We start from the raw sequence: 22,181 nt of genomic DNA on the forward strand, positions 1-22,181 counted from the left end.
AAAATATGCGTCAATTTCTTAAGAACTTTGCACTGATCGCAATTGGCTTGATAGCTGGTGTAACCGCCACTATTCAGCTTTCAGCAACCGCGCAACAAGGTGGACAGCTTCCGTTAGACGAGCTACGCACACTCTCAAATGTGTTTGCTCAAATCAAGCGTGAATATGTTGAGCCTATTGAAGATAAGCAGCTCTTAACAGATGCCGTCAAAGGCATGGTCAGCAGTCTTGATCCTCACTCCACATTCTTGGATAAAAAAGATTTCGCAGAGATGCAAGAGCAAACCTCTGGGAAATTCGCAGGACTCGGAATTGAAATTACTTCTGAAGATGGCGTAGTAAAGGTTCTTAACCCAATTGAAGATAGTCCAGCCGCACGCGCTGGTTTGCAAGCGGGGGATTTAATCACTCGCTTAGATGACAAACCTGTTCGCGGCATGTCTCTTGATAAAGCAGTGCGCACTATGCGTGGTACCCCTGGCACCAAAATCACCTTAACGGTTTATCGCAAAAGTGAGGAGCGCAGCTTTCCAGTAACAATTACGCGCGCCGAAATCAAAGTGCAATCCGTTAAAGCAAAAATTGTTGATAACGATATCGCCTGGGTTCGCATTACAAGTTTCCAAGAGCGCACCGTTCCAGATCTTGCTAAAAAACTCACTGACCTTGCTAACCAGAATCCAAAGCTAAAAGGTGTGATTTTGGATCTTCGCAATAACGGTGGTGGCCTATTACAAGGTGCCGTTGGGGTTGCCGCGGCATTCTTACCAGCGGATGCTGTAATTGTTTCAACTAAGGGTCAGGCCCAAGATTCCAAGCAAGTCTTTAATGCGACTCCAGCCATGTATCGCCTTAGTGAACCAGGCGACCCATTGGCAGGCGTCCCGCCCATCTTTAAAAAATTACCAATGGTCGTTTTGGTAAACGCCTATTCAGCCTCAGCATCTGAAATTGTTGCCGGTGCTTTGCAAGATTACAAGCGGGCAACCATTATCGGCAAAACGACATTTGGTAAGGGCTCTGTACAAACCGTTCGACCACTGACAAATGATTCGGCTCTAAAAATTACCACTGCCTACTACTACACGCCAAGCGGTAAATCTATTCAGGCCTTTGGCATCAAGCCAGATATTCCTGTTGATCAAAATAAAGATGGCGATCCTGATGATGTATTGATTACGCGCGAGATTGATAGCGAAAAACATTTACGCAATAAGCAATCCGCCGAAGATAAATTAATTAAGGATCGCGAAGAGCGTCGCCTCCAAGAGCTTCAACGCATTGAAGACAAGAATGCCAAGAAAACTCCTGAAGAAAAAGAAAAGGATAAGAATAAGAAGCCTGTCGAATTAGGCAGCGCTGATGATTTCATGCTAACGCAAGCAGTCGCATTCATTAATGGCCAGCCAGTCAAACGCTCATCATCCAAGCTTGAGTAATACGCAATATGAATGACGAGCAGTTACTTCGCTATTCAAGGCATTTACTGCTTGAGGATATCGATGTTGAAGGTCAAGAGAAACTCCTGCAGGCTCATGCCCTAGTCATTGGTGCTGGTGGCTTGGGTAGTGCAGCTGCTCCATATTTAGCTGCCGCGGGTATAGGAAAAATGACCCTGGTTGATCATGATGTTGTGGAGCTTACTAACCTGCAACGACAGGTCATGCATACCGAGCAGATGATTGGCAAAAGCAAAGTAGCCTCTGGCCAACAATTCTTAGGTCAGCTTAACTCCAGCATTCAAGTCGATATTGCTCAGGAGAAGGCTACAACTAACCTACTTGCCAAACTATTACCAACAGTTGATGTTGTTTTAGATTGCACAGACAATTTCAATACTAGGCAGCTAATCAATACTGCTTGCGTTCAATTTCAAACACCGCTCGTTTCCGGATCAGCATTGCGCTTTGATGGGCAGGTTTCAGTTTTTAATCCTCGAACCGAAACCTCCCCTTGTTATGCCTGCATCTTCTCTCCAACAGAAGAATTTGAAGAAGTCAGTTGCTCTAACATGGGCATCTTCTCTCCACTAGTCGGCATTATCGGCACCATTCAAGCTGCGCAAGCACTTCAGGTCATTATTGGATTTGGGGAGTCACTAGTAGGGCGAATGCTGCTTTGGAATGCACGCACCACGCAAGTAGATCAAATTCGCATTTCCCGCAACCCTGACTGCCCAGTTTGCGGCAAAAAACACTCTAGCTAAGAGAACAAACGCTCCAAGGCTTTTGCCTGGGCTTCAGGCTCATAGGCCTTCAGAACCCGTGGGAAGCGGGCTTTTAAGATGCCCGCATTAGCCTGCAGAATTTCACGTTTGACCAACAAAAGCTGGCTGAAGTGCATAGAAAAATCAGTCAAGCCCATCGCTAGCAATAACTTCGTCAAGCTGGGATCACCGGCCATCTCGCCACAAACTGCTACAGGCACACCGGCACGCTTCGCTTGATCAATAATGTTGGCAATTAAATTCAGAATCGCGGGATGCAATGGATCGTACAAATGCGCTACTGCATGATCTGCACGGTCAATCGCTAAAGTGTACTGAATTAAGTCATTAGTACCGATGGATAAAAAATCAAATCGGTCAATAAATAAAGGAAGTACCAATGCAGCCGCTGGAATCTCAATCATGGCGCCCACTTGAATATTGGGATTAAATGATTGCCCGCGCTGCAGTAACTGCTGCTTCGCTTTTTCAATTAAACGAAAAGTTTCGTCAATTTCTTTTGCATGAGCGAGCATTGGAATCATGATGCGCGCTTGACCATGAGCAGAGGCACGCAATATTGCCCTTAGCTGCGTAAGAAAAATTTCTGGTTCCGTTAAAGACCAACGAATCGCCCGCAAACCCAGTGGTGATGTGCCAGTCTGCGATACATCAGCACCACCCATACCGAGCGCCTTATCGGCGCCAACGTCAATCGTTCGAATGTTGACTGGTAAGCCATGCATGAGATCAACAACCCGACGGTATTCTTGATACTGCTGCTCTTCATCCGGCAAAGCTTGCTTGCGATCCATAAACAAAAATTCGGAACGGAACAGGCCGACGCCCACCGCACCCAACTTGACGGCCTGCACAGCGTCTTCCGGTAATTCAATATTGGCAAAGAGTTCAATATCAACACGATCCAAAGTTTCTGTTTTGGCATGCTTTAACTGCTGGAGTTTTCGCGCATCTTTGGCGGCCTGACTTTGTAGCTTGCGATACTCCGCTAATAACTGCTCATCGGGGGCAACAACAATAACACCCTGTTCGCCGTCCAAAATGAGCCAGTCGCCATGGCGGATCATTTCACTAGCGTGTCGCACACCAACCACCGCTGGTATCTCCATACTTCGCGCAACAATCGCAGTGTGAGAAGTTTTGCCGCCAAGATCGGTTACGAAACCAGTAAATGTATGATCTTTGAAGCGCAACATGTCATGCGGAGCAATATCATGAGCAACAATAATTGACTCGACACCTACATCGCTCGATGGCAGGAATTCCGTCTCTAGAGTATCTTTTTGTGAATTAATCGCCTTAATAACTCGCTCGGCAACTTGCCGAATATCATTTGCACGCTCTTTTAAGTAAGGGTCTTCAATTTCGGCAAACTGCTCTAGGAGGTCGTTGAGCTCTGTTGTCAATGCCCAAGCAGCATTGAGACGTTGAGTACGAATTAATTTAAGCGGCTTCTCTGCAAGAGCAGGGTCTACCAAGATCATGCCATGCACATCTAAAAACGCCGCCATCTCTTGTGGTGCGTCTTTAGGCAAACCTTGGCGCAACTGATCAAGCTCTAAACGCACTTGATCAAAAGCATCCAATAATTTTTTGGCCTCAGCCTCTTCTTTGCCAGGCTCAACTAAATAATGACTAACCTCTAATGCTGCGCGCGAAATCAGTACAGCCTTGCCAATGGCAATGCCCTTTGATACTGGAATTCCGTGCAGCGCAAATGTCATGCCTATTCGCCTTCTCCAAAGCGATCATTAATTAATGCTTTGAGAGCTTCCATGGCTTCATCCGCCTTTTCGCCAACTGTCTCGAGCGTAACAGTGCTGCCAATTCCAGCCGCCAACATCATCACCCCCATAATGCTCTTTGCATTAATTTGACGACCGTTGCGTGACAGCAATATTTCACAAGGAAATTGCGCCGCTAACTGGGATAGCTTGGCAGAGGCTCTCGCATGCAAACCCAATTTATTAATGATTTCAATTTCAGCAACAGGCATTTTTTACTCCCCTCCCATTTACGCTTGGCTTACTTTTGCACCTAAGCGCAAAATACCGTTCTGGCCACCAGCCAAAGCCTTCTTAGCTAACTCTTCGAGATCTTCAGTCCGATGCGAAACGCAGCGCATTAGCATTGGAAGATTAAGTCCGGCTAAAACAACTACGGGTGTATTTAATCCTGATAGCGGCCCCAAACCTTCTAGCTTGGAAGCTACGTTTGCGGGTGTCGCGCCCATGACATCAGTCAAGATCAAAACACCATTTCCCGAATTCACTCCATAAGCGGCTTTTAAGACTCGATCAAAACTGGCTTTGATATCTTCATGAGGTGGAATGTCCACAGCTCGAATACGCTCAGGCACAGCACCAAACGTATGCTCTACAAAGCCCAGCATTGCGCTGGCTAAAGGAGTATGTGCAACGATTACGATTCCTGCCATTTTATGACACTGCCCTTTCAAGTGCCTTTAGCCAAAATTGGGGTACATCAAATTGGGTTTGATCGGTTATTTCAACAAAACAGGTTGGGCTTGTCACATTAATTTCAGTAAGACACCCGCCAATTAAATCCAATCCTACTAAGAATAAACCGCGTTGATTCAGAATGGGGGCCAACTTCTCCGCAACCCGCTTTTCAGCATCCGTTAAAGGCATTGCAACACCCTTGCCTCCAGCAGCTAAATTACCCCGAATTTCGGCACCCTGTGGAATGCGAGCCAAAGCGAATGGCACTACCTCACCACCAATAAGCAATACACGCTTATCGCCCTGAGCAATCTCCGGCAGAAAGCGTTGAACCATCAATGTTCTTGCGCCATTCTCGCCAAGCGTTTCAACAATGCTCGCCAGATTTAAGCCATCAGCGCCAACTCTAAATACACCCATACCGCCCATACCATCAAGGGGCTTGATGACGATATCACGATGCTGACGATGAAACTCTTGAACCGCGCTTAACTCTCGAGTGACTAATGTTGGTGGAATCAACCCAGGGAACTCAGTAATGGAAAGTTTTTCAGAATGATCACGAACAGCACTTGGGTTATTAAATATTTTTGCACCTTGTCTTGCTGCCGCAGAGAGTAACCAAGTTGTATTGAGATACTCAATATCAAACGGAGGGTCTGTCCTCATCAAAACAGCTGAGAATATATTTAGAGATCGAGATTCAAGTTCGCCCAGTTCATACCAAGATGTCGAAGCAGGTTTAATAATCAAGCTCTGACAATCAGCAATAACTAAATTGTCTTTCCATAAAACATTGCGACTTTGGCAAAACCAAAGGCGATGCCCCGATTCTTGAGCAACACGCATCATTGCCAAAGTGGAGTCTTTCTTAACCTTGAAAGACTCTAGAGGGTCAGCAATAAATAAAAGGTCCATATTTTTAGCTCTAAAAGCTGATGCTTATGCCACTTCCATATTAGGATCCGTTCTCTCCAATTCAAGAGAGGCAGCAAGCAAAGCTAAGCGAGCAACAACGCCATACAAATAGAATCGATTTGGCGCTGCGCTGCCTGGCTTGGCCGATAGGTCAGGCATCGAGTTTTGCTCAAACGCAAGCGGAACAAAATGCATGCCTGGCGCATTGAGATTTTCATCGGGACCACGATCAGTGTGAACGCGATAGAAGCCACCAATCACGTATCGATCAATCATATAAACCACTGGCTCAGCGACAGCTTCATTGACTTTCTCAAAGGTGTAAACCCCTTCCTGAATCAATACGTCGCTAACTTCAAGGCCTTCCTTAACCACACTCATTTTGTTGCGGTCTTTGCGATTCAAGCCCTTTAACTGGGCTGGGTCATTCACCACCATAACGCCCATTCCGTAGGTACCAGCATCTGCTTTCACTACAACATAAGGCTTATCTTTAATGCCGTATTCACGATATTTCTTTGCAGTCTTTTTGAGTACTTGCTCTACTGCGGCTTGAAGTTCGTCTTCGCCCTTGCGTTCATGAAAATTAATATTCGAGCAACTTGTAAAGTATGGATTAATCATCCATGGATCGATATCAACGACCTTGGCAAATTTCTTGGCCACCTCTTCATACGCAGCAAAGTGATTGGACTTACGACGCACGTGCCAACCAGCATGCAAACCTGGCAATAAATACTGTTCGTAAATATTCTCCAAGATTGGAGGAATGCCAGCAGACAAATCATTGTTCAACAAAATAGAACAAGGATCAAAATCTTTTAGGCCTAAGCGTTGCTTCTTCAGGCCTAGGCGCGATAGAGGCTCCATGAGAAGTCGATTGCCATCTGGTAACTCAATCCAAGTTGGCTTCTTAATTTCTTCAGAAAAAGTTCCTAAGCGGACATTGAGTCCAGCTTGTCGCAAGATCGAAGATAAACGAGCGATATTTTGGAGGTAAAAGGTATTGCGTGTATGACGCTCTGGTATCAACAATAAATTTTTTGCTTCTGGGCAAATCTTCTCAATCGCAGCCATTGCTGCCTGCACTGCCAAAGGCAACATTTGCGGAGAAAGATTGTTAAACCCACCAGGAAACAAATTGGTATCAACGGGGGCCAGTTTGAAACCCGAATTTCGTAAATCAACTGAGCAATAGAATGGTGGCGTGTGCTCCTGCCACTCAAGCCTAAACCAGCGCTCAATAGTAGGGGTTGCTTCAAGCACCTTTGACTCAAGTTCGAGTAAAGGGCCACTTAGGGCGGTAATGAGATGTGGAACCATTCCACCATTGTAAGATTTTTAAAAGAAAGACGCGGGATCCTAAGATCCCGCGCTTAAAGTACCGAACAGCCCTTAAAAGCCGTCCGGCGAGGGGTAAAACAGATTAAGACTCGTAGGCAGACTCACCATGAGAGGTGATATCCAAACCTTCGCGCTCTTCCTCTTCCTTCACGCGCAAACCGATCACGATATCAATCAATTTGAAAGCGATGTAAGAAACAACGCCAGACCAAATTACAGTGGTGATTACGCCTTGTGCCTGAATCCATAATTGGCTAGCAATTGAGTAATCAGGAGCAACAGCATTTGCTACGTAATCCCATACACCTGAACCACCCAATGCAGGATCAGCGAATACGCCGGTCAATAACGCACCAGTAATACCACCTACGCCGTGAACACCAAATACGTCCAAGCTGTCATCAGAGCCCAAGATTTTCTTGAGGCCTGTAACACCCCATAAGCAAATTACACCTGCAATCAAGCCAATAACGATTGAACCCATTGGGCCGGCAAAACCAGCGGCAGGAGTAATCGCCACCAAGCCTGCTACGCAACCAGATGCAGCGCCCAACATGGAAGGCTTACCTTTGAGAACCCATTCAGCAACAGACCAACCCAATACAGCAGCAGCGGTTGCCAAGTAAGTGTTTACGAAAGCCAATGCAGCACTACCGTTTGCTTCGAGTGCAGAACCAGCATTGAAACCGAACCAACCGAACCACAAGAGTGCAGCACCAGTCATTACATAAACTAAGTTATGTGGCTTCATTGCTTCTTTGCCGTAACCAACGCGTTTGCCGATAACAAATGAACCAACCAAACCAGCGATCGCAGCATTGATGTGAACAACAGTACCACCAGCAAAGTCGAGAACACCTTTTTGCCACAACCAACCAGCACGAGCTGTAATAGCCTCGAGGGAAGCAGCATCTTTGATGTCGTCTGGACCAGGCCAGAACCAAACCATGTGCGCAACAGGCAAGTAGCTAAATGTAAACCAAATGATCATGAACACCAAGATCGCAGAGAACTTGGCGCGCTCAGCAAAAGAACCGATGATCAAGCAGCATGTAATCGTTGCAAATACTGCTTGGAAAGCCATGAATACATATTCAGGAATCACAACACCTTTACTAAAGGTTGCCGCAACAGAATCTGGATTCATACCACCCAAGAACAGACGATCAAGTCCACCAAGGAATGCTCCGCCTTCCGTGAATGCAAAGCTATAGCCATAAATAGACCACAGCACTGTAATCAAGGAGAAGACCATGAAACATTGCATACAGATCGACAGGATATTTTTGCTACGAGTTAAGCCGCCGTAGAACAAAGCCAAGCCTGGGAGCGTCATCAACAACACTAATGCAGTAGATACCATCATCCATGCTGTATCAGCTTTATTGCACTTCTCAGAGCAAAGAACAGGCGCAGGTTCTGCAGCTGCTGGTGTTGCGGCAGGCGCAGTTACTGCTGGCTTTTTAGCTTCATCAGCGTGTGCTGGCGAAGTTACCATTACGCCAGTAGCGCCAATGGCCAAGGCCATCGCACCGCCAGCAACAAGTCGTTTCATCCAAGTTAACATTTTGAACCTCTCTTTAAAGTGCTGACGCGCCGGTTTCACCGGTACGAATACGAATGACGTGCTCAACTGGAGAGACAAAAATCTTGCCATCGCCAATCTTGCCAGTACGCGCAGATTTTTCAATTGCTTCAATTGCGCGCTCCAAGATGCCATCTTCAACAGCAGCTTCAATTTTTACTTTTGGTAAAAAATCAACAACATATTCAGCACCGCGATACAACTCGGTGTGGCCCTTTTGACGCCCAAAACCTTTCACTTCAGTGACAGTAATGCCCGAAACTCCCACTTCCGAGAGAGCTTCGCGCACTTCGTCAAGCTTGAAAGGCTTGATGATTGCGGTAATTAATTTCATGTATATCTCCGTTCGTTGTGGAAATTAGAAAGTCTTTGTTAAAGCTACAACTGCGTTACCGCGTCCAGCATTACCACCGTTAGGTGTTGCATAAACATAAGTGCTGCCGACTTTTTGCGCGCTTGTGCCCGTGTAGTAAGCAGTACCAGATAAGCCACCACCGAAGTCTTTAGTCAAACCTAATTTCCAATCGGCATAACTTAAATTCCAAGTACCGCCATTACCAGCTCCAGCCAAAGCAGTTGTTGTTACAACATTGTTTGGTACATACTGGTATCCAACGTGTGCATTCAGAGTAATTCCATATGCTCCAGTGTCGTAATTTGCAGTCAAATCTGGGTAAAAAGAACCTTGAGAGTTTTGAATTCCAAATAGGTTGCTAACTGCATATGAAAACTTGAAGAAGCCAGTTGTAGGACCAAAAGTAAAGTTTTGTGCTGCATACAGCTCTGTTGTGCTTGGGTTTACGCCAGACGTTTGACGCATTGATGGGTTAGCTGTCACCCACGCTTTTGTTTGAACACCGCCTAATCCAGTAGTTGGGTAGTAGTATTGGAGCACTCCGAAATCGCTAGCGAAACCTTCGCCAATAAATTCTTTCTTGTAACCAGCATAAAAATCCATCTCAACTGGAGCAGATGTAGAAGGGGCAGACTTTGTTGGTCCATTTGTGTTTGAAGTGCTGTTGTAAGCATCACTAATCCAGCTAATGCTTGAGTTCCAGTTGCCAATGTAGAAGCCACTCTCATGCGCATAATCAAAACCGCCTTGGATTGCTGGCTTGTTATTCGTTTGCGTGATACCACGATAGATATAGCTGCTTGCTACGGTAACGTTTGCGGAAACCGGACTAACTTCTGGCGCGGCCGCCTCTTCAGCGAATACTGCTGTTGATGCAACGCCTGCCAATAAAGCTACTGCTACTGCAGAAATTGCTCTCTTATGTAAAGTTTTCATGTATTACTCCTTACTGTTTGTAATCAAAAAAGGGATTAATGCTTATTGCATGGAGTGATCATGACGGGCTGACCACTTTTGAATTCCAGGCTATTCCCCTAATTAATGCCAATGCACCTTTTTGGTGCTTTTTATTGCACTGACTTTGTGAATTTCCTTGATTTTGAGCCTTTTTTACCGATTTTCCCCATTTTTGGTGCCTCAAATTAAAATATGAATGTGTGTTTTTTACGCAACTACTAATCTCACTAAAGAGCCCATCATGCAAAAACCCGGCGAAATCCTCGAGCAAATTCAGCGCATTGCTAACGATATGCAAAACAAAGTTGGGGAAGCTATTCGCAATTCTCCTGCTCAAGAAATTGAAAAAAATGTTCGGGCCATGATGAACCAAGGTTTCCAAAAAATGGATTTGGTTACTCGCGAAGAATTTGAATTGCAAATAAAGGTTCTTGCGAAGACCAGAGAAAAATTAGAGGCGTTAGAAGCAAAGGTTGCTGCTCTAGAGCAATCAAAATAATTGCTCGTTTGATTTAATTACCCAGAGCTTTACTCTGGGTAAAACTCATTAAAAAAGTTTGCGTATTCTTCTTTAGATAAAAGCATCTTTGCATCAGTAGCATCTGCATTTGTGTGCAATACCGAAGCTTGATAGACCCAGACATTTCCACTATCACCTACTCTGGTTATCCAACGAACCCGCATGGCTTGTTGGACTTTACCAGCCCCATTGAACACAATGTAATAGTCGGTTGTTGCAAAGCGCTGATGCTGACTATTTTGAAAATAGGCTGACTCAGCAATAACAGATCCACCAGAAGCGTTCGCCCTATCCAACAAATTACCTTGTAATTGTTTGGTGATTTTTTTTACTAAATCGGTATTAACTTGTTTGGCAGGAATCTCGATTGAGCTGATAGAGTAAATATCATCATCCACCTTGACGGCTTCTAGAGTCTGACGAAACTCTTGATCCCCAAATGGAATCAAGCGATCTAGTTTGTCTGGCTTACCTGGGAATAAAGCGGTATATCTTTGCTCAGGCGATTGAACTGTTCGCCAATTTAATCTTGGGCTGCAAGCAACTACTAGAAAAAAAATAACTGCAAGCAGGTAGAGCCGAGCAAAACCTTTAAACAACACCCGCTCCATGCGCCTGTTGATCCGCATGATAACTAGAGCGCACCATTGCGCCTACTGCAGCATGAGAAAAGCCCATTTCATATGCCTTTTCTTCGAACATTTTGAATACATCTGGGTGCACATAACGTGTTACTGGTAAGTGATGACCTGAAGGGGCTAGATATTGACCAATCGTCAACATATCAATGTTGTGCTCGCGCATATCATGCATCACTTCCAGAATCTCTTCATCAGTTTCTCCAAGCCCAACCATTAAGCCACTTTTTGTTGGTATATGTGGGAAACGTTCTTTAAAGTCTTTTAGCAACTTTAAAGAATGTAAATAATCTGCGCCTGGACGAGCCTGCTTATACAAACGTGGAACCGTTTCTAAATTGTGATTCATGACGTCTGGCAAACCATTGGGGGCATGCTCAGCGAATATATCTAATGCTTTATCTAAACGTCCACGAAAATCCGGCACTAAAACTTCAATACGAGTAGCAGGGGAAAGTGCGCGAGACTGTGTAATGCAATCTACATAATGCATGGCGCCGCCATCTCTTAAATCATCACGATCCACGCTGGTAATAACTACATAATTCAACTTCAAGGCTGCAATAGTTCTCGCCAAATTAGCAGGCTCTTTTTGATCGAGTGGATCAGGCCTACCATGACCTACATCGCAAAATGGGCAGCGCCTTGTGCACTTGTCGCCCATGATCATGAATGTGGCAGTGCCCTTGCCAAAACACTCGCCGATATTTGGGCAACTCGCTTCTTCGCAAACCGTTACCAATTCGTTTTCACGCAGAATCTTTTTGATTTCAGCAAAGCGAGAATTGCCGGAGGCGGCCTTAACCCGAATCCAGTCGGGTTTTTTTAATACCTCTTCAAGAGGAACAATTTTGATCGGAATGCGAGCAGTTTTTTCACTCGATTTTTGTTTGCGAGTGGCATCGTATTGAAGATCTTGACGTTCTTCAATCGCCTGCTTGGTATCGGATTTATTTATTGTCATCTGATGTTATCTAACTCACTTAAGCTTAGTTGCTTTTGTAAATGCTTCAAAAGCACTTGGCTAATAATGTCTATATTGTCCTTGATACCGAGAGTTTGCATATCAACCGTCTTTAAGCCCTCATAACCACAGGGGTGGATACGCCCAAATGCCTCTAAGTCGGTGGCTACATTTAACGCCAGACCGTGATACGAGCAGCTTCTAGAGACTTTGAGCCCCAAAGCAGCAACCTTAGCCCCTAGCCACTCACCCGGTGCTCCATCCTGCTCTGACACATAAATTCCTGGGGCGCCCTGCTTGCGCTCAGCTCGCACACCAAAATCTAACAAAGTGTCTATTACCGCTTGCTCAATACGGAACACCAGTTCTTTAACAAAAATTCCTAAGCGCTTCAGATCAAGCAATAAATAAACAACAAGCTGACCTGGGCCATGATAGGTAATCTCACCACCCCGGTCCACCTGAACCATCGGAATCTGATTGCTAGGGGTATGCAAATTACTAGCGTCTCCGGCCAAACCTAAAGTAAATACCGGAGGATGCTCTAACACCCAGATCTCATCTGGGGTATTGGCATTACGCTCTTTAGTAAACGTCTGCATTGCTTCATACGTTTTAGCGTAATCCGCTACACCAAGATGTTTAACTAAAACCTTCATCAAGCAGTCTTAGAGAACAATGCTTACTAGTGGATGGGTAGACAGGGTGCGATATAGCTCATCCAATTGCTCTCGACTAGTCGCTGTAATGGGCAATGTAATGCCTAAATAATTTCCATCCTTTGAAGGCCGCTGCTCTACCTTGCTTTCATCAAAGGTAGGGTCGAACTGTTTTGCAATATGCAAAATTGCAGGCAAATACTCAGGAATATTTTTTCCCATGACCTTGATCGGAAATAAAGATGGATATTCGATTAAAGATTTTTCTTCGGACATATTGATACTCTTCTCTTATTGCTTGCGATGATCTGGCATACCTAACCAAGCGCCAGTAATGATGTTGCGGATGCAATGTAATCTGCGATGGAAAAAATGATCAGCGCCAGGCACTACTTGGACTGTTAATTCTTGTGGACGCGCCCAATCAAGGACATCAATCAAAGGAATAGTTTCATCCAATTCACCATGGATCAAAATCGTGTCTGAAGGCGCTTGTGCCAAAGTCCACTTTCCTGCGGCACTTCCCACCATCACAAGACGCTCAGCCGGTCTGCCCAGCTCCGCCAATCGCTGAACCAGATGACTACCTACAAAACTGCCGAATGAAAACCCAGAAACGACTAGCGGCAAAGTATTCGCTGAATTCACCCAAGGGTGACTGGCGGCTACCTCAAACTGGGACCAACTAGATGGGGTTTGCATCCACTCGGTAACGTGCAATAAATCCTCTAATTCTCCAACGCCATCATCATGCACACCGGCGGTTCCACCAACGCCACGAAAATTGGGACGCACACTCACATAACCCAATTGATTAAATGAACGAGCCATTGTTTGCGCAACTTTGTTATCCATGGTTCCACCCATCAATGGATGAGGGTGAGCCACCAATGCTAGACCTCGCACCGCAAAGTCAGGGTCGTTTTTCAGTTCGTCTGGTAGATCGATCGACATTTCGATTGGGCCAACAATTCCATCAATCTGTATTAATTTAGTACGGCTATTCATACAAAACACTTTCAACAATAAAAACAATTACAACAGTCTACGCAAGCTGCAAGCGAGCTACGGGGGCACCTTTAATTAAGTGGGACTGAATAATTTCTTCCACATCTTCTTGATCAACCAAGGTATACCAAATACCCTCTGGATAGACAACCATTACCGGACCATCAGCACAACGATCTAGGCAGCCTGCTTTATTGACCCGAATTTTTCCAGGACCCGCAAGACCTAATTCTTTAACTCTGTTCTTCGCATACTCAAATAGAGCAAATGCGTTATGACGATCGCAACAATCTTCACCGTTGCTGCGCTGATTTAAACAAAAGAATAGATGGTGAGAAAAAGCCATAGGTAAATAGGTTCAGTACTGGGAATGTGGTTCAGGGCGAAATGCGTTTCGAATCATCCAAACAAAAGCCATGGGTAGCCATATGACTGATACCCACTGCATCAACTCATTAAAGTGCAATAGCCGTCCTTGATTCCAATGTCTTAAAGTCAAAATGAAATAAGGATTATCGGGCATTATGTTAATAACGACAGTGACGCCAATCAAACAACAGATTGCCAAAATCCATTTAGTTCGTTGAGGCAAGCCTAAAGCCCAGCGTAAAGCAATGGTTGCTAAAAACATTCCCCAAAATGCACCCGCAGTAAGCCAAATAAAGCTGAACTCAACACCAAACTGCAGAGCCGTGAATAAGGTTTTTAGAACAACGGTGAAGCAGAGCAAGCCATTTAAGATCTGCCACTGTGGCGCCTTAGCTCGCATCCCCAAAGAAAGAAGCAAGGCCGCCCCCAGCCAACAAAAGCCCGTAATGAACATCTCTTGGGCAATTTGATTGACCACAAGAGTTCCCCAATCAATTGAACCAAATATGACATGCCCCCAAACGCCAACTCCTAACCATGAACTTTGCGGATAAATTTGTGACCAAGGAAAAAGCAGAAAGAGTGCGCATACAGCCCAATTCAAACCAAACCACTGGTCAAATCTTCGTCGCAATGCGCTCCCAGATAACCACTGGGGGCCTAAAGGAATAGCCAACAAAGCTCCTAATAAACCTCCAAATACATTTGCCCACCAATCCATCAGACTAGGAATACGCGTTGGCAACCATGACTGCAAAGTTTCCACGCTCAGTGCCAACACTGCGCTCAAGCTAATGGCTATACCTAATGCAACAAAATTTTGCCAACGTGGGTATGCAGCGAAAACCAATAAAAATCCAAAAGGGATGTAAGCCAAGATATTTACCGAAACATCGAAAAGCGTAATAAATCGCGGTAACGGGGCATCAATCCATGCATATGGGCTAATACCATTGTCAAAATTAAAATCAAACGGGTTTAAGCTCATATATACAATCAACAGGGCATAAACAAGACTCATTGCACGCGCAAGTGGCATGGCCTGCAATGGCCATAACAACTGGCGGGGGCGGTGATCTTTTGAATGCATTCCACAATTCTAGGTCAGACCTTTCTACAATGGCGAAATGACTGCTAATTGCATCCTCGAACGCGTTGCTGAGACCAGGTCCACCAATGATGATCTTCTGGAGCGTTGGCGCTCGGGTCAGCTAATTGACCCTGTAGCCAGAATTGCCCATAGACAGACTGCCGGAAAAGGGAGGGCTGGGCGGACCTGGTTATCAAACCCAGATGATTCCATCTGCTTTTCTATTGCCTACCCTTTTAAAAGGAGCCCCGCCCAATTAGCAGGCCTAAGTCTATTAGTAGGCTTAGCAGTAATTGAGGGCATCGCAAAAGCTTGCAGTCTAGAAAAGTCTCTACTGCTGCAATCAGGCCTTCGCCTAAAGTGGCCAAATGATCTACTACTCAACAACGCTAAACTCGGTGGAATTTTGATTGAGGGTGGACAAGCAAAACCTACCGACCCTAGTTGGATGATTGTTGGTATTGGCCTCAATTTACGCAATGCAAGTTCAATAGAAAAAAATATTCATGAGGTCGGCGCAAAAGTCAGCGCAATTGAGGATCTGTTGCCAGAAAATTCAGCGCTACCAGACGCTGAGTATCTTTGGTTAAGTTTGCTTGACTCCTTAGTGCAACACTTTCAAGACTTTGATGTCCGAGGATTTACTCCTTACCAACAAGAATGGAGCACATGGGACGCCTATGCAAATCAAGGTGTCCGCCTTTCAGGGGCTGGTAAAGAGTCCATATATGGGGTAGCAAAAGGCATTGGTATAGATGGCGCACTTCTACTTGAGCAAAATGAAAAAGTGATTTCAATTTATGCGGGCGATGTTTCTCTAAGGGTGCAGTCATGAGCCTATATTTAATTTTTGATGTTGGTAATACGCGCCTCAAATGGGCTGCAGTAGAGTCCACAAAACAACCTTCCGATCAACAAAAAAAATTATGGGATTACTCTGGTTCGATTAACACCCAATCACTTCAGTCGCCAGAGCATCGTGCCGAGCTTGCTGATTACATCTCCAAAACATTACCAAAGCCAGATGCAATTGCATTTAGCTGTGTTGCCGGCAAAGAGGCAATCCATCAACTCCAATCTTTATTTCCACAATGGCAAGATATTCAGTGGAAACAACTTAGTGGTGATAGCGCCTTTGATGGAATGCGCACCCTTTATCAAGACCCAAGTAAATTAGGATCTGATCGCTGGAGCGCTATTATTGGTGCCCGCTGCCTATCCAAAACAAACTCTCTAATCGTCAATGCGGGTACCGCTACGACTATTGATGTATTAGGCTCAAATGGAATGCACTATGGCGGCTGGATTCTGCCGGGCCTCAGCTTGATGCATCAGAGCCTTGAGGCCAATACGGCGCAACTTCCACTTGCAGCTCGCGATGCATCTACGCAAGGATTTGGGACCTCTACAAACGAAGCCATTATTGGCGGGTGTGATGCAGCACAAATTGGCGCAATTCAATACGCACTAGATCTAGCTAAACAGATGAATGTGCCAATTGAAAAAATTTGGCTGGATGGGGGCAATGCAAAAACGCTTATGAATCAAATTCAGCAAGCGAATCTACTAGGCACTGAGAAAATTGAAGTCAGCGAAGGCTTAGTATTACGCGGTGTTTGGGCCTGGCTTTTGAAAAATATCTAAAACCAAAAAGCAAATAAACTTCTATGAGCGTATTTTTCCCAATAAGCTAGTAGTTGAACGTTCATACAAAAATGGGATAGCAACTGCCTTGCCTCCCCAGGTCTTTACTAGCTTAGTCTCAGCCAGGGTATCGATCTCATAATCCCCACCCTTGACATAAATATCTGGGTGAATTTGCTCAATTAGATTTACTGGCGTTTGTTCGGTAAATATTACCGCCAAGTCAACACTCTCTAATGCTGCCAACAAAGCCTGACGATCTGCTTCAGCATTGATTGGCCTGTCATCACCCTTACCCAGCATTTTGACTGAGGCATCTGAGTTAACTCCAACCACCAAGCTGGCACCTAGTGCACGCGCTTGAGCGAGATAGCTGGCATGCCCACGATGCAAAATATCAAAGACACCATTGGTAAAAACAAGGGGTCTTGGTAATTTTGAAATACGATCCTGAAGTTGCGCTGGGTTGCAAACTTTAGACTCAAAAGAGGGTGAAGGGTATGTACTCATACTGCAATATTAATAGCTTTGAGTCTTGCCCTGCGATATTCATCAATATGTCTTAGACTTGGCAGGCATAACTAGAAGAAAAGAGACTCTTTATGAATCCTAAAGTAAATGGACGCCTGACCACTTGGCTCTTTGTATTTTTTATTGGCCTCTCCATATTTAACACTGCAAAAGCGGCCCCCAGCTGCAGCCCCCTGTTATCGCACACATTCCCTCGCCTACAGGATGAGGCCCCTCAAAATCTCTGCCAATATCAAGGCAAGGTTATTTTGGTGGTTAATACTGCTAGCTTTTGTGGATTTACGAGCCAATATGAAGGGCTGGAAAAAATTTATGCCAAATACAAAGACAAAGGTTTTGTAGTTTTAGGATTTCCATCAAATGATTTTGGGCAACAAGAGCCTGGTAGCAATAAAGAAATTGCCGATTTCTGCAAAAACACTTATGACGTCAAATTTCCGATGTTTGCAAAGAGCAGTGTTTCTGGAAGTAATCCAAACTCATTTTTCAAAATGCTGATTGCAAAAACTGGTACTACACCGAAGTGGAACTTTTATAAATATTTGATTGATCGCAAAGGTAACGTGATAGATTCCTTCGGTAGCGTTACAAAACCAACAAGTAATTCAATTACTGAGCAGATCGAAAAACTTTTAGAGGAAAAAGTGCGGTGAGCAAAAAAAGAATTGCCATCATCGGCGCCGGCATTTCTGGCTTAGGATGCGCATATGCTCTTCGCCAGCAACCCAACATAGAGATCACCGTCTACGAGGGCGGAAACCACATTGGCGGGCATAGCAATACTGTTGATTTCACTTATCAGCACGCTGGCAAGCAATTGTCTTATGGTGTCGATACTGGTTTTCTAGTTTTCAATCGCAAAACTTATCCGCGCCTAGTAAGACTCTTTGAAGAGATTCAGGTTCCAATTGCGCCTTCTGAAATGTCATTTTCAGTTTCCATTGATACCTCTCAGAAGAATCCGACTCACCCCAAGCTTGAGTGGGCCGGCAATGATATTAACTCTCTCTTTGGTCAGCGATCCAACTTGCTATCCCCCTCTTTCTGGCGGATGACCTATGACATTCTGCGCTTCAATCGCATGGCAACTAAATTGGCTCATGATCAAATTGCCGCTGGTCATCAATATTCAGAACCGGATGAAACCATTGCAAGCTTCTTAGATCGCAATCGCTTTAGCCAAAGCTTTAGAGAAAATTATTTTTTACCAATGATTGGCGCAATTTGGTCATGCTCTGTTGAGCAGATGCTCGAGTTCCCCATCCAAACCATGATTCGCTTTTGTCACAATCATGGCCTTTTGCAAATTCAGAACCGGCCTCAGTGGCTTACAGTTCGTGGGGGTTCGCGCGAATACGTAAAGCGTATCGTGCATGCCCTTGAACAAAATCATGTCGCCATTAAGCGTGAGGGTGTATTGCGTGTTAATGCAGCGAAAGATGCATCTACTGCTGAAGTTATTAGCGCCTCAGGATCTGCTTTGTTTGATGAGGTAGTAATGGCCTGCCATAGCGATCAAACTCTAGCTCTGCTTCACGGCATTGGCCAAGAAGCCAAAGATATTTTGGCTGCTATTCCATACCAACAGAATCGCGCTATTCTCCACACTGATACAAATTTTCTGCCAGAAACGAAGTGTTGCTGGGCGGCATGGAACTACACCGCAAAATCAGGCGCTACGCCATCATCCAAGCAACATGTGAGCGTGAACTACCTAATTAACCGTCTGCAACCTCTACCACAAGTACTACAAGACACACAAATCATTGTGAGCTTAAACCCTTCCGCAGAACCCGATCCAAAATTAGTACAACAAGAAATTCAGTATTCACATCCTGTATTTGATATGAAGGCAATTCAGGCACAAAAAGAATTGCCACTCATTCAAGGCGCATCCTCAATTTGGTATTGCGGCGCCTGGACCGGATTTGGCTTTCACGAAGATGGATTACGCTCTGGAGAGCTCGTTGCAGAGGCATTAATCGAGAGCCTTCACTCGCCATTAAATGCAATTCCCAAGCAAGATACTTGCTAAATGAATCAAGCAAAAATCAACTTTGGTGTAGTTAAGCATAGCCGCTTAAGGCCGGCAAAAAATGCATTCTCATATGGTGTTTTCACCGTCTCTATTCCTATGCGGGCGCGTAAACGTGACCCGCTCCTTTTGAATGACTCAGGCTTAAGTGACAATCGCCCAGGCTTATGTTCTTTATACGATAAAGATCACGGTCGCGGGGAAGCTGATAGCCTTGCGTGGATCGAAGGGATTTTGCAGGAACATGGCATCAACCAAATTGATGGTGAAATTTGGTTGCAGACCTTTCCCAGAGTTCTGGGGTATGTCTTTAATCCCGTCAGTTTTTGGATTTGCACTGATGCAGATAAAACAGTCCGCGCAATCTTAGCCGAAGTGAACAATACTTTTGGTGAACGGCATTGCTACTTGCTGCACAAGGATTCCGGCGGAGCACTCCGATCTGGCGAAACACTCAGTAGCAAAAAAGTATTTCATGTCTCACCATTTTGCGAGGTTCGTGGCGAATACCAATTTCGGTTCTTATTTGCCGAAGATAGCCAATCCAAACGAAATATCCTTGCCAGAATTGAACTGCATGAAGATGAGATGCCGCTCATTAACACTAGTATCAGCGGAATTAGTCGCCCCCTTACTAAATCTGCTCTATATCTAGCTCTAATGCGCTACCCCTTGATGAGTCTCGGGGTGATATTTCGTATTCATTGGCAGGCATTGAAATTATGGCTAAAAGGTGTACCCTTTCACTCAAAACCCAAACCACCCGAGTTTGAAGTTAGCAAATGAATCGCCCAGGACAAAATTTACTTTCACGCCTCAATTTTTCAAATCATAAAAGAGGCATATCGCATTCACCTAAAGGTGACTACAGCACACAATTTGTTCTCGGCCTGCTATCTCAGTTAAATAGCGGCTATCTCAAAATGACTTTGCCGAATGGCCAGGTAAGGGAATTTGGGAATAAAACAGATGCGCTGCAAGCTGATATTCAAATTTTCGATTGGAAAGTATTTAAGGAACTCCGGACGCATGGGGACATTGGCTTTGCAGAAAGCTACATTCGAGGAGAGTGGGATAGCGCTGACTTAAAAACGATTTTGGAACTTGCCATTCGCAACCGCACCATCCTAGAAAAAGCAATTTACGGTAGCTGGCTTGGATCTATTCTTTACCGCTTGAAGCATTGGCTAAGAGACAACACAAAATCGGGAAGCCGCAAAAATATTCATGCGCACTACGACTTAGGCAATTCTTTCTATAGCCTATGGCTTGATCCTAGTATGAGTTATTCCAGCGCTTGGTTTTCTGAGGGCGATAAGCAAACTCTTGCTAATGCACAACGGGCCAAAATCAAACGCATCTTGAGCTCTCTCAATACCAATCCAGGCGATCACATTTTAGAAGTTGGCTGTGGCTGGGGCGGTGTTATGGAAGAAGCATTGCTCAGCGGCAGATCAATCACAGGGCTTACTTTATCAACCGAGCAAAAAGCGTTCGCGGAAAATCGACTAAAAAACCTCAAGGCGATTTCAAGTAACCCAAATCATTTCGAGGTTCGCCTACAAGACTATCGGGACTGCCAAGAACAATTTGATGGCATCGCTTCCGTTGAAATGTTCGAGGCCGTTGGCGAAAAGCATTGGCCAGAATATTTTCAAACGCTTGCAAAATGCCTTAAACCTAATGGCAAAGCATGCATTCAAACGATTGTCATCGCCGATCATTTGTTCGAGCGCTATCGTCACAGCACCGATTTTATTCAGCAATATGTATTCCCTGGAGGCATGCTTCCATCACGCGCTAGTTTTAAAGCTACCGCCACTAAAGCAGGATTAAGAATCGAAAACGAATTTGCATTCGGAATGGATTACGCCAAAACACTCTCTATCTGGCGCGATAACTTTAATCAAAAACTTCAAGAAATTCGCGATCTAGGTTTCGATGAAGCTTTTGTTCGGCTCTGGAATTTTTATCTTATGTATTGCTCTGCTGGGTTTGCGGAGCGCAGCATTGATGTTGTGCAATTTACTTTGAGCCACTCATTATCAAAGGCATCGTCTGATGCTCTGACTCCATGAAGCAAAAAGGAATCGACAGCTTTTCGGGTAAGCGCATTTGGATTATTGGCGCTTCCAGTGGAATTGGTGAGGCATGCGCTAAATCATTAATTAACCAAAATGCGCGAGTCATTCTTTCCAGTAGAAGGGTTGAGCGCTTAAACACGATTGCGCAAGAAGCAAAAGTTGATCAAGCATTAGTAATACCGCTAGATGTGACCAATGATGATCAGCTAGCTACTGCTTATGAAAAGATTATCAAAGCGTGGGGCGGAATCGATTTACTCTTATTCGTATCGGGCATCTACACCCCCTTGAGAGCTGATGACTTTGATATTCATATTGCCGAAAAAACTATTGACGCTAATCTTCTTGGACCTATGAAAGCGGTAGGGCTTGTGCTGCAAAAAATGCTTCAGACTCAACAGGGAAATATTGCGATTGTGGGCAGTGTTGCCGGCTATAGCGGCTTACCCAAGGCTTTGGCATACGGCCCCAGCAAAGCAGCCATCATCAACTTTTGCGAAATCCTGTACTACGACTTACTTCCCAAAGGCATTGGGGTGCATATGATTTCTCCAGGCTTTGTGGCAACAGAGGCGACCGCACAGAATGATTTTGAAATGCCCGCTCTAATTAGCGCCGAAGAAGCCGCCTCGGAAATATTAAAAGGCATTCAGAAAGGTGAATTTGATATTCACTTTCCAAAACGATTCTCAAGGTTTTTGAAGTTCCTGAGAATCTTACCTTACCCAATCTATTTTTGGATTGTGCGACGCTTCGTGAAAATCTGAAGCCTGGTTAAACTCAGGCTTGAT

Annotated in this window: 26 protein-coding genes; 10 read left to right on the forward strand and 16 right to left on the reverse strand. The window is 44.8% G+C overall.

Going from position 1 to position 22,181, the window contains the following annotated elements:
• The first annotated feature begins 5 nt into the window (after nucleotides 1-5).
• Both DCO17_RS09755 and DCO17_RS09760 read left to right on the forward strand, forming a co-directional pair.
• The gene (locus DCO17_RS09755; protein ID WP_173956523.1) at nucleotides 6-1,439 is read left to right on the forward strand and encodes a S41 family peptidase; all 1,434 of its coding nucleotides are present in this window, start codon (nucleotides 6-8) and stop codon (nucleotides 1,437-1,439) included.
• An 8-nt stretch (nucleotides 1,440-1,447) separates the two neighbouring features.
• Nucleotides 1,448-2,206 carry a HesA/MoeB/ThiF family protein gene (locus DCO17_RS09760; RefSeq protein WP_173956524.1) on the forward strand — a complete coding sequence of 253 codons (759 nt, stop codon included), beginning with the start codon at nucleotides 1,448-1,450 and terminating at the stop codon, nucleotides 2,204-2,206.
• Here the strand turns inward: DCO17_RS09760 and ptsP are convergent.
• From ptsP to DCO17_RS09800, 8 genes are all read right to left on the reverse strand, one after another.
• Nucleotides 2,203-3,951, reverse strand: a complete 1,749-nt coding sequence (ptsP, locus tag DCO17_RS09765) for a phosphoenolpyruvate--protein phosphotransferase (protein ID WP_173956525.1) — start codon at nucleotides 3,949-3,951, stop codon at nucleotides 2,203-2,205. The genes DCO17_RS09760 and ptsP overlap by 4 nt on opposite strands.
• A gap of 2 nt (nucleotides 3,952-3,953) precedes the next feature.
• On the reverse strand, nucleotides 3,954-4,223 hold the full coding sequence (locus DCO17_RS09770) for an HPr family phosphocarrier protein (protein WP_173956526.1): 270 nt from the start codon (nucleotides 4,221-4,223) through the stop codon (nucleotides 3,954-3,956).
• A gap of 18 nt (nucleotides 4,224-4,241) precedes the next feature.
• Nucleotides 4,242-4,664, reverse strand: coding sequence for a PTS sugar transporter subunit IIA (locus DCO17_RS09775; protein WP_173956527.1), 423 nt, complete (start codon nucleotides 4,662-4,664; stop codon nucleotides 4,242-4,244).
• Nucleotide 4,665: 1 nt separating this feature from the next.
• On the reverse strand, nucleotides 4,666-5,607 hold the full coding sequence (gene gshB / locus DCO17_RS09780) for a glutathione synthase (RefSeq protein WP_173956528.1): 942 nt from the start codon (nucleotides 5,605-5,607) through the stop codon (nucleotides 4,666-4,668).
• A gap of 24 nt (nucleotides 5,608-5,631) precedes the next feature.
• Nucleotides 5,632-6,930, reverse strand: a complete 1,299-nt coding sequence (gshA, locus tag DCO17_RS09785; RefSeq protein ID WP_173956529.1) for a glutamate--cysteine ligase — start codon at nucleotides 6,928-6,930, stop codon at nucleotides 5,632-5,634.
• 103 nt (nucleotides 6,931-7,033) lie between these two features.
• Entirely contained in the window at nucleotides 7,034-8,518 is a 1,485-nt protein-coding gene (locus DCO17_RS09790; RefSeq protein WP_173956530.1) for an ammonium transporter, read from the reverse strand.
• Between the two features lie 13 nt (nucleotides 8,519-8,531).
• Entirely contained in the window at nucleotides 8,532-8,870 is a 339-nt protein-coding gene (locus DCO17_RS09795; RefSeq protein ID WP_011903792.1) for a P-II family nitrogen regulator, read from the reverse strand.
• 24 nt (nucleotides 8,871-8,894) lie between these two features.
• Complete coding sequence (locus DCO17_RS09800) at nucleotides 8,895-9,827, reverse strand: TorF family putative porin (protein WP_173956531.1); 933 nt, start codon at nucleotides 9,825-9,827, stop codon at nucleotides 8,895-8,897.
• A 262-nt stretch (nucleotides 9,828-10,089) separates the two neighbouring features.
• On the opposite strand from DCO17_RS09800, the gene DCO17_RS09805 reads away from it, so the two are divergent.
• Nucleotides 10,090-10,347 (forward strand): accessory factor UbiK family protein, encoded by a 258-nt coding sequence (locus DCO17_RS09805; protein ID WP_173956532.1) that lies wholly within the window; start codon nucleotides 10,090-10,092, stop codon nucleotides 10,345-10,347.
• A 29-nt stretch (nucleotides 10,348-10,376) separates the two neighbouring features.
• Here DCO17_RS09805 and DCO17_RS09810 read toward each other — a convergent pair whose 3' ends face one another.
• From DCO17_RS09810 to DCO17_RS09840, 7 genes are read right to left on the reverse strand one after another with little or no spacing between them, the layout of a single operon-like run.
• Nucleotides 10,377-10,997 (reverse strand): hypothetical protein, encoded by a 621-nt coding sequence (locus DCO17_RS09810; RefSeq protein ID WP_254598765.1) that lies wholly within the window; start codon nucleotides 10,995-10,997, stop codon nucleotides 10,377-10,379.
• Nucleotides 10,960-11,970: a lipoyl synthase gene (gene lipA / locus DCO17_RS09815; protein WP_173956533.1), complete on the reverse strand. Its 1,011-nt coding sequence runs from the start codon at nucleotides 11,968-11,970 to the stop codon at nucleotides 10,960-10,962. The genes DCO17_RS09810 and lipA overlap by 38 nt, the downstream gene beginning before the upstream one ends.
• Nucleotides 11,967-12,632, reverse strand: coding sequence for a lipoyl(octanoyl) transferase LipB (gene lipB / locus DCO17_RS09820; RefSeq protein ID WP_437342805.1), 666 nt, complete (start codon nucleotides 12,630-12,632; stop codon nucleotides 11,967-11,969). The genes lipA and lipB overlap by 4 nt, the downstream gene beginning before the upstream one ends.
• Before the next feature lie 6 nt (nucleotides 12,633-12,638).
• On the reverse strand, nucleotides 12,639-12,905 hold the full coding sequence (locus tag DCO17_RS09825) for a YbeD family protein (RefSeq protein WP_173956535.1): 267 nt from the start codon (nucleotides 12,903-12,905) through the stop codon (nucleotides 12,639-12,641).
• A 15-nt stretch (nucleotides 12,906-12,920) separates the two neighbouring features.
• Entirely contained in the window at nucleotides 12,921-13,637 is a 717-nt protein-coding gene (locus DCO17_RS09830) for an alpha/beta hydrolase (RefSeq protein ID WP_173956536.1), read from the reverse strand.
• Nucleotides 13,638-13,674: 37 nt separating this feature from the next.
• Nucleotides 13,675-13,983, reverse strand: coding sequence for a (2Fe-2S) ferredoxin domain-containing protein (locus tag DCO17_RS09835; RefSeq protein WP_173956537.1), 309 nt, complete (start codon nucleotides 13,981-13,983; stop codon nucleotides 13,675-13,677).
• Between the two features lie 12 nt (nucleotides 13,984-13,995).
• Nucleotides 13,996-15,096 (reverse strand): VanZ family protein, encoded by a 1,101-nt coding sequence (locus tag DCO17_RS09840; protein ID WP_173956538.1) that lies wholly within the window; start codon nucleotides 15,094-15,096, stop codon nucleotides 13,996-13,998.
• Nucleotides 15,097-15,133: 37 nt separating this feature from the next.
• On the opposite strand from DCO17_RS09840, the gene DCO17_RS09845 reads away from it, so the two are divergent.
• Together DCO17_RS09845 and DCO17_RS09850 are read left to right on the forward strand one after the other, a co-directional pair.
• Nucleotides 15,134-15,931, forward strand: a complete 798-nt coding sequence (locus DCO17_RS09845; RefSeq protein ID WP_173956539.1) for a biotin--[acetyl-CoA-carboxylase] ligase — start codon at nucleotides 15,134-15,136, stop codon at nucleotides 15,929-15,931.
• Nucleotides 15,928-16,740, forward strand: a complete 813-nt coding sequence (locus DCO17_RS09850; RefSeq protein WP_173956540.1) for a type III pantothenate kinase — start codon at nucleotides 15,928-15,930, stop codon at nucleotides 16,738-16,740. Before DCO17_RS09845 ends, DCO17_RS09850 begins: the two co-directional genes overlap by 4 nt.
• Nucleotides 16,741-16,761: 21 nt before the next feature.
• Here DCO17_RS09850 and rfaE2 read toward each other — a convergent pair whose 3' ends face one another.
• On the reverse strand, nucleotides 16,762-17,250 hold the full coding sequence (gene rfaE2 / locus DCO17_RS09855; RefSeq protein ID WP_173956541.1) for a D-glycero-beta-D-manno-heptose 1-phosphate adenylyltransferase: 489 nt from the start codon (nucleotides 17,248-17,250) through the stop codon (nucleotides 16,762-16,764).
• Nucleotides 17,251-17,342: 92 nt separating this feature from the next.
• Between rfaE2 and DCO17_RS09860 the strand changes: the two genes are divergently transcribed.
• The 5 genes from DCO17_RS09860 to DCO17_RS09880 are packed head-to-tail and all read left to right on the forward strand — an operon-like array spanning nucleotide 17,343 to nucleotide 22,157.
• Nucleotides 17,343-17,924: a glutathione peroxidase gene (locus DCO17_RS09860; protein ID WP_254598766.1), complete on the forward strand. Its 582-nt coding sequence runs from the start codon at nucleotides 17,343-17,345 to the stop codon at nucleotides 17,922-17,924.
• The gene (locus DCO17_RS09865) at nucleotides 17,921-19,306 is read left to right on the forward strand and encodes an NAD(P)/FAD-dependent oxidoreductase (protein ID WP_173956542.1); all 1,386 of its coding nucleotides are present in this window, start codon (nucleotides 17,921-17,923) and stop codon (nucleotides 19,304-19,306) included. The genes DCO17_RS09860 and DCO17_RS09865 overlap by 4 nt, the downstream gene beginning before the upstream one ends.
• Nucleotides 19,307-20,092: a DUF1365 domain-containing protein gene (locus DCO17_RS09870; protein ID WP_173956543.1), complete on the forward strand. Its 786-nt coding sequence runs from the start codon at nucleotides 19,307-19,309 to the stop codon at nucleotides 20,090-20,092.
• The gene (locus DCO17_RS09875; RefSeq protein WP_173956544.1) at nucleotides 20,089-21,384 is read left to right on the forward strand and encodes an SAM-dependent methyltransferase; all 1,296 of its coding nucleotides are present in this window, start codon (nucleotides 20,089-20,091) and stop codon (nucleotides 21,382-21,384) included. The genes DCO17_RS09870 and DCO17_RS09875 overlap by 4 nt, the downstream gene beginning before the upstream one ends.
• Nucleotides 21,381-22,157 (forward strand): SDR family NAD(P)-dependent oxidoreductase, encoded by a 777-nt coding sequence (locus DCO17_RS09880; protein ID WP_173956545.1) that lies wholly within the window; start codon nucleotides 21,381-21,383, stop codon nucleotides 22,155-22,157. Before DCO17_RS09875 ends, DCO17_RS09880 begins: the two co-directional genes overlap by 4 nt.
• The last annotated feature ends 24 nt before the right edge of the window (nucleotides 22,158-22,181 follow it).

It is taken from the genome of Polynucleobacter tropicus, from assembly GCF_013307225.1.
Taxonomy (GTDB): Bacteria; Pseudomonadota; Gammaproteobacteria; order Burkholderiales; family Burkholderiaceae; genus Polynucleobacter; species Polynucleobacter tropicus.

Excerpts from the sequence above, each read along its gene's own strand:
- DCO17_RS09845 (WP_173956539.1), top strand. The coding sequence starts at position 15,134 with ATGACTGCTAATTGCATCCTCGAACGCGTTGCTGAGACCAGGTCCACC.
- DCO17_RS09805 (WP_173956532.1), top strand. The coding sequence starts at position 10,090 with ATGCAAAAACCCGGCGAAATCCTCGAGCAAATTCAGCGCATTGCTAAC.
- DCO17_RS09800 (WP_173956531.1), bottom strand. The coding sequence starts at position 9,827 with ATGAAAACTTTACATAAGAGAGCAATTTCTGCAGTAGCAGTAGCTTTA.
- DCO17_RS09875 (WP_173956544.1), top strand. The coding sequence starts at position 20,089 with ATGAATCGCCCAGGACAAAATTTACTTTCACGCCTCAATTTTTCAAAT.
- DCO17_RS09810 (WP_254598765.1), bottom strand. The coding sequence starts at position 10,997 with ATGCGGATCAACAGGCGCATGGAGCGGGTGTTGTTTAAAGGTTTTGCT.
- DCO17_RS09825 (WP_173956535.1), bottom strand. The coding sequence starts at position 12,905 with ATGTCCGAAGAAAAATCTTTAATCGAATATCCATCTTTATTTCCGATC.
- lipA (WP_173956533.1), bottom strand. The coding sequence starts at position 11,970 with ATGACAATAAATAAATCCGATACCAAGCAGGCGATTGAAGAACGTCAA.
- DCO17_RS09760 (WP_173956524.1), top strand. The coding sequence starts at position 1,448 with ATGAATGACGAGCAGTTACTTCGCTATTCAAGGCATTTACTGCTTGAG.
- DCO17_RS09860 (WP_254598766.1), top strand. The coding sequence starts at position 17,343 with ATGAATCCTAAAGTAAATGGACGCCTGACCACTTGGCTCTTTGTATTT.
- DCO17_RS09850 (WP_173956540.1), top strand. The coding sequence starts at position 15,928 with ATGAGCCTATATTTAATTTTTGATGTTGGTAATACGCGCCTCAAATGG.
- DCO17_RS09880 (WP_173956545.1), top strand. The coding sequence starts at position 21,381 with ATGAAGCAAAAAGGAATCGACAGCTTTTCGGGTAAGCGCATTTGGATT.
- DCO17_RS09790 (WP_173956530.1), bottom strand. The coding sequence starts at position 8,518 with ATGTTAACTTGGATGAAACGACTTGTTGCTGGCGGTGCGATGGCCTTG.
- rfaE2 (WP_173956541.1), bottom strand. The coding sequence starts at position 17,250 with ATGAGTACATACCCTTCACCCTCTTTTGAGTCTAAAGTTTGCAACCCA.
- DCO17_RS09755 (WP_173956523.1), top strand. The coding sequence starts at position 6 with ATGCGTCAATTTCTTAAGAACTTTGCACTGATCGCAATTGGCTTGATA.
- DCO17_RS09775 (WP_173956527.1), bottom strand. The coding sequence starts at position 4,664 with ATGGCAGGAATCGTAATCGTTGCACATACTCCTTTAGCCAGCGCAATG.
- DCO17_RS09770 (WP_173956526.1), bottom strand. The coding sequence starts at position 4,223 with ATGCCTGTTGCTGAAATTGAAATCATTAATAAATTGGGTTTGCATGCG.
- gshB (WP_173956528.1), bottom strand. The coding sequence starts at position 5,607 with ATGGACCTTTTATTTATTGCTGACCCTCTAGAGTCTTTCAAGGTTAAG.
- DCO17_RS09795 (WP_011903792.1), bottom strand. The coding sequence starts at position 8,870 with ATGAAATTAATTACCGCAATCATCAAGCCTTTCAAGCTTGACGAAGTG.
- gshA (WP_173956529.1), bottom strand. The coding sequence starts at position 6,930 with ATGGTTCCACATCTCATTACCGCCCTAAGTGGCCCTTTACTCGAACTT.
- DCO17_RS09830 (WP_173956536.1), bottom strand. The coding sequence starts at position 13,637 with ATGAATAGCCGTACTAAATTAATACAGATTGATGGAATTGTTGGCCCA.
- DCO17_RS09840 (WP_173956538.1), bottom strand. The coding sequence starts at position 15,096 with ATGCATTCAAAAGATCACCGCCCCCGCCAGTTGTTATGGCCATTGCAG.
- ptsP (WP_173956525.1), bottom strand. The coding sequence starts at position 3,951 with ATGACATTTGCGCTGCACGGAATTCCAGTATCAAAGGGCATTGCCATT.
- DCO17_RS09870 (WP_173956543.1), top strand. The coding sequence starts at position 19,307 with ATGAATCAAGCAAAAATCAACTTTGGTGTAGTTAAGCATAGCCGCTTA.
- DCO17_RS09835 (WP_173956537.1), bottom strand. The coding sequence starts at position 13,983 with ATGGCTTTTTCTCACCATCTATTCTTTTGTTTAAATCAGCGCAGCAAC.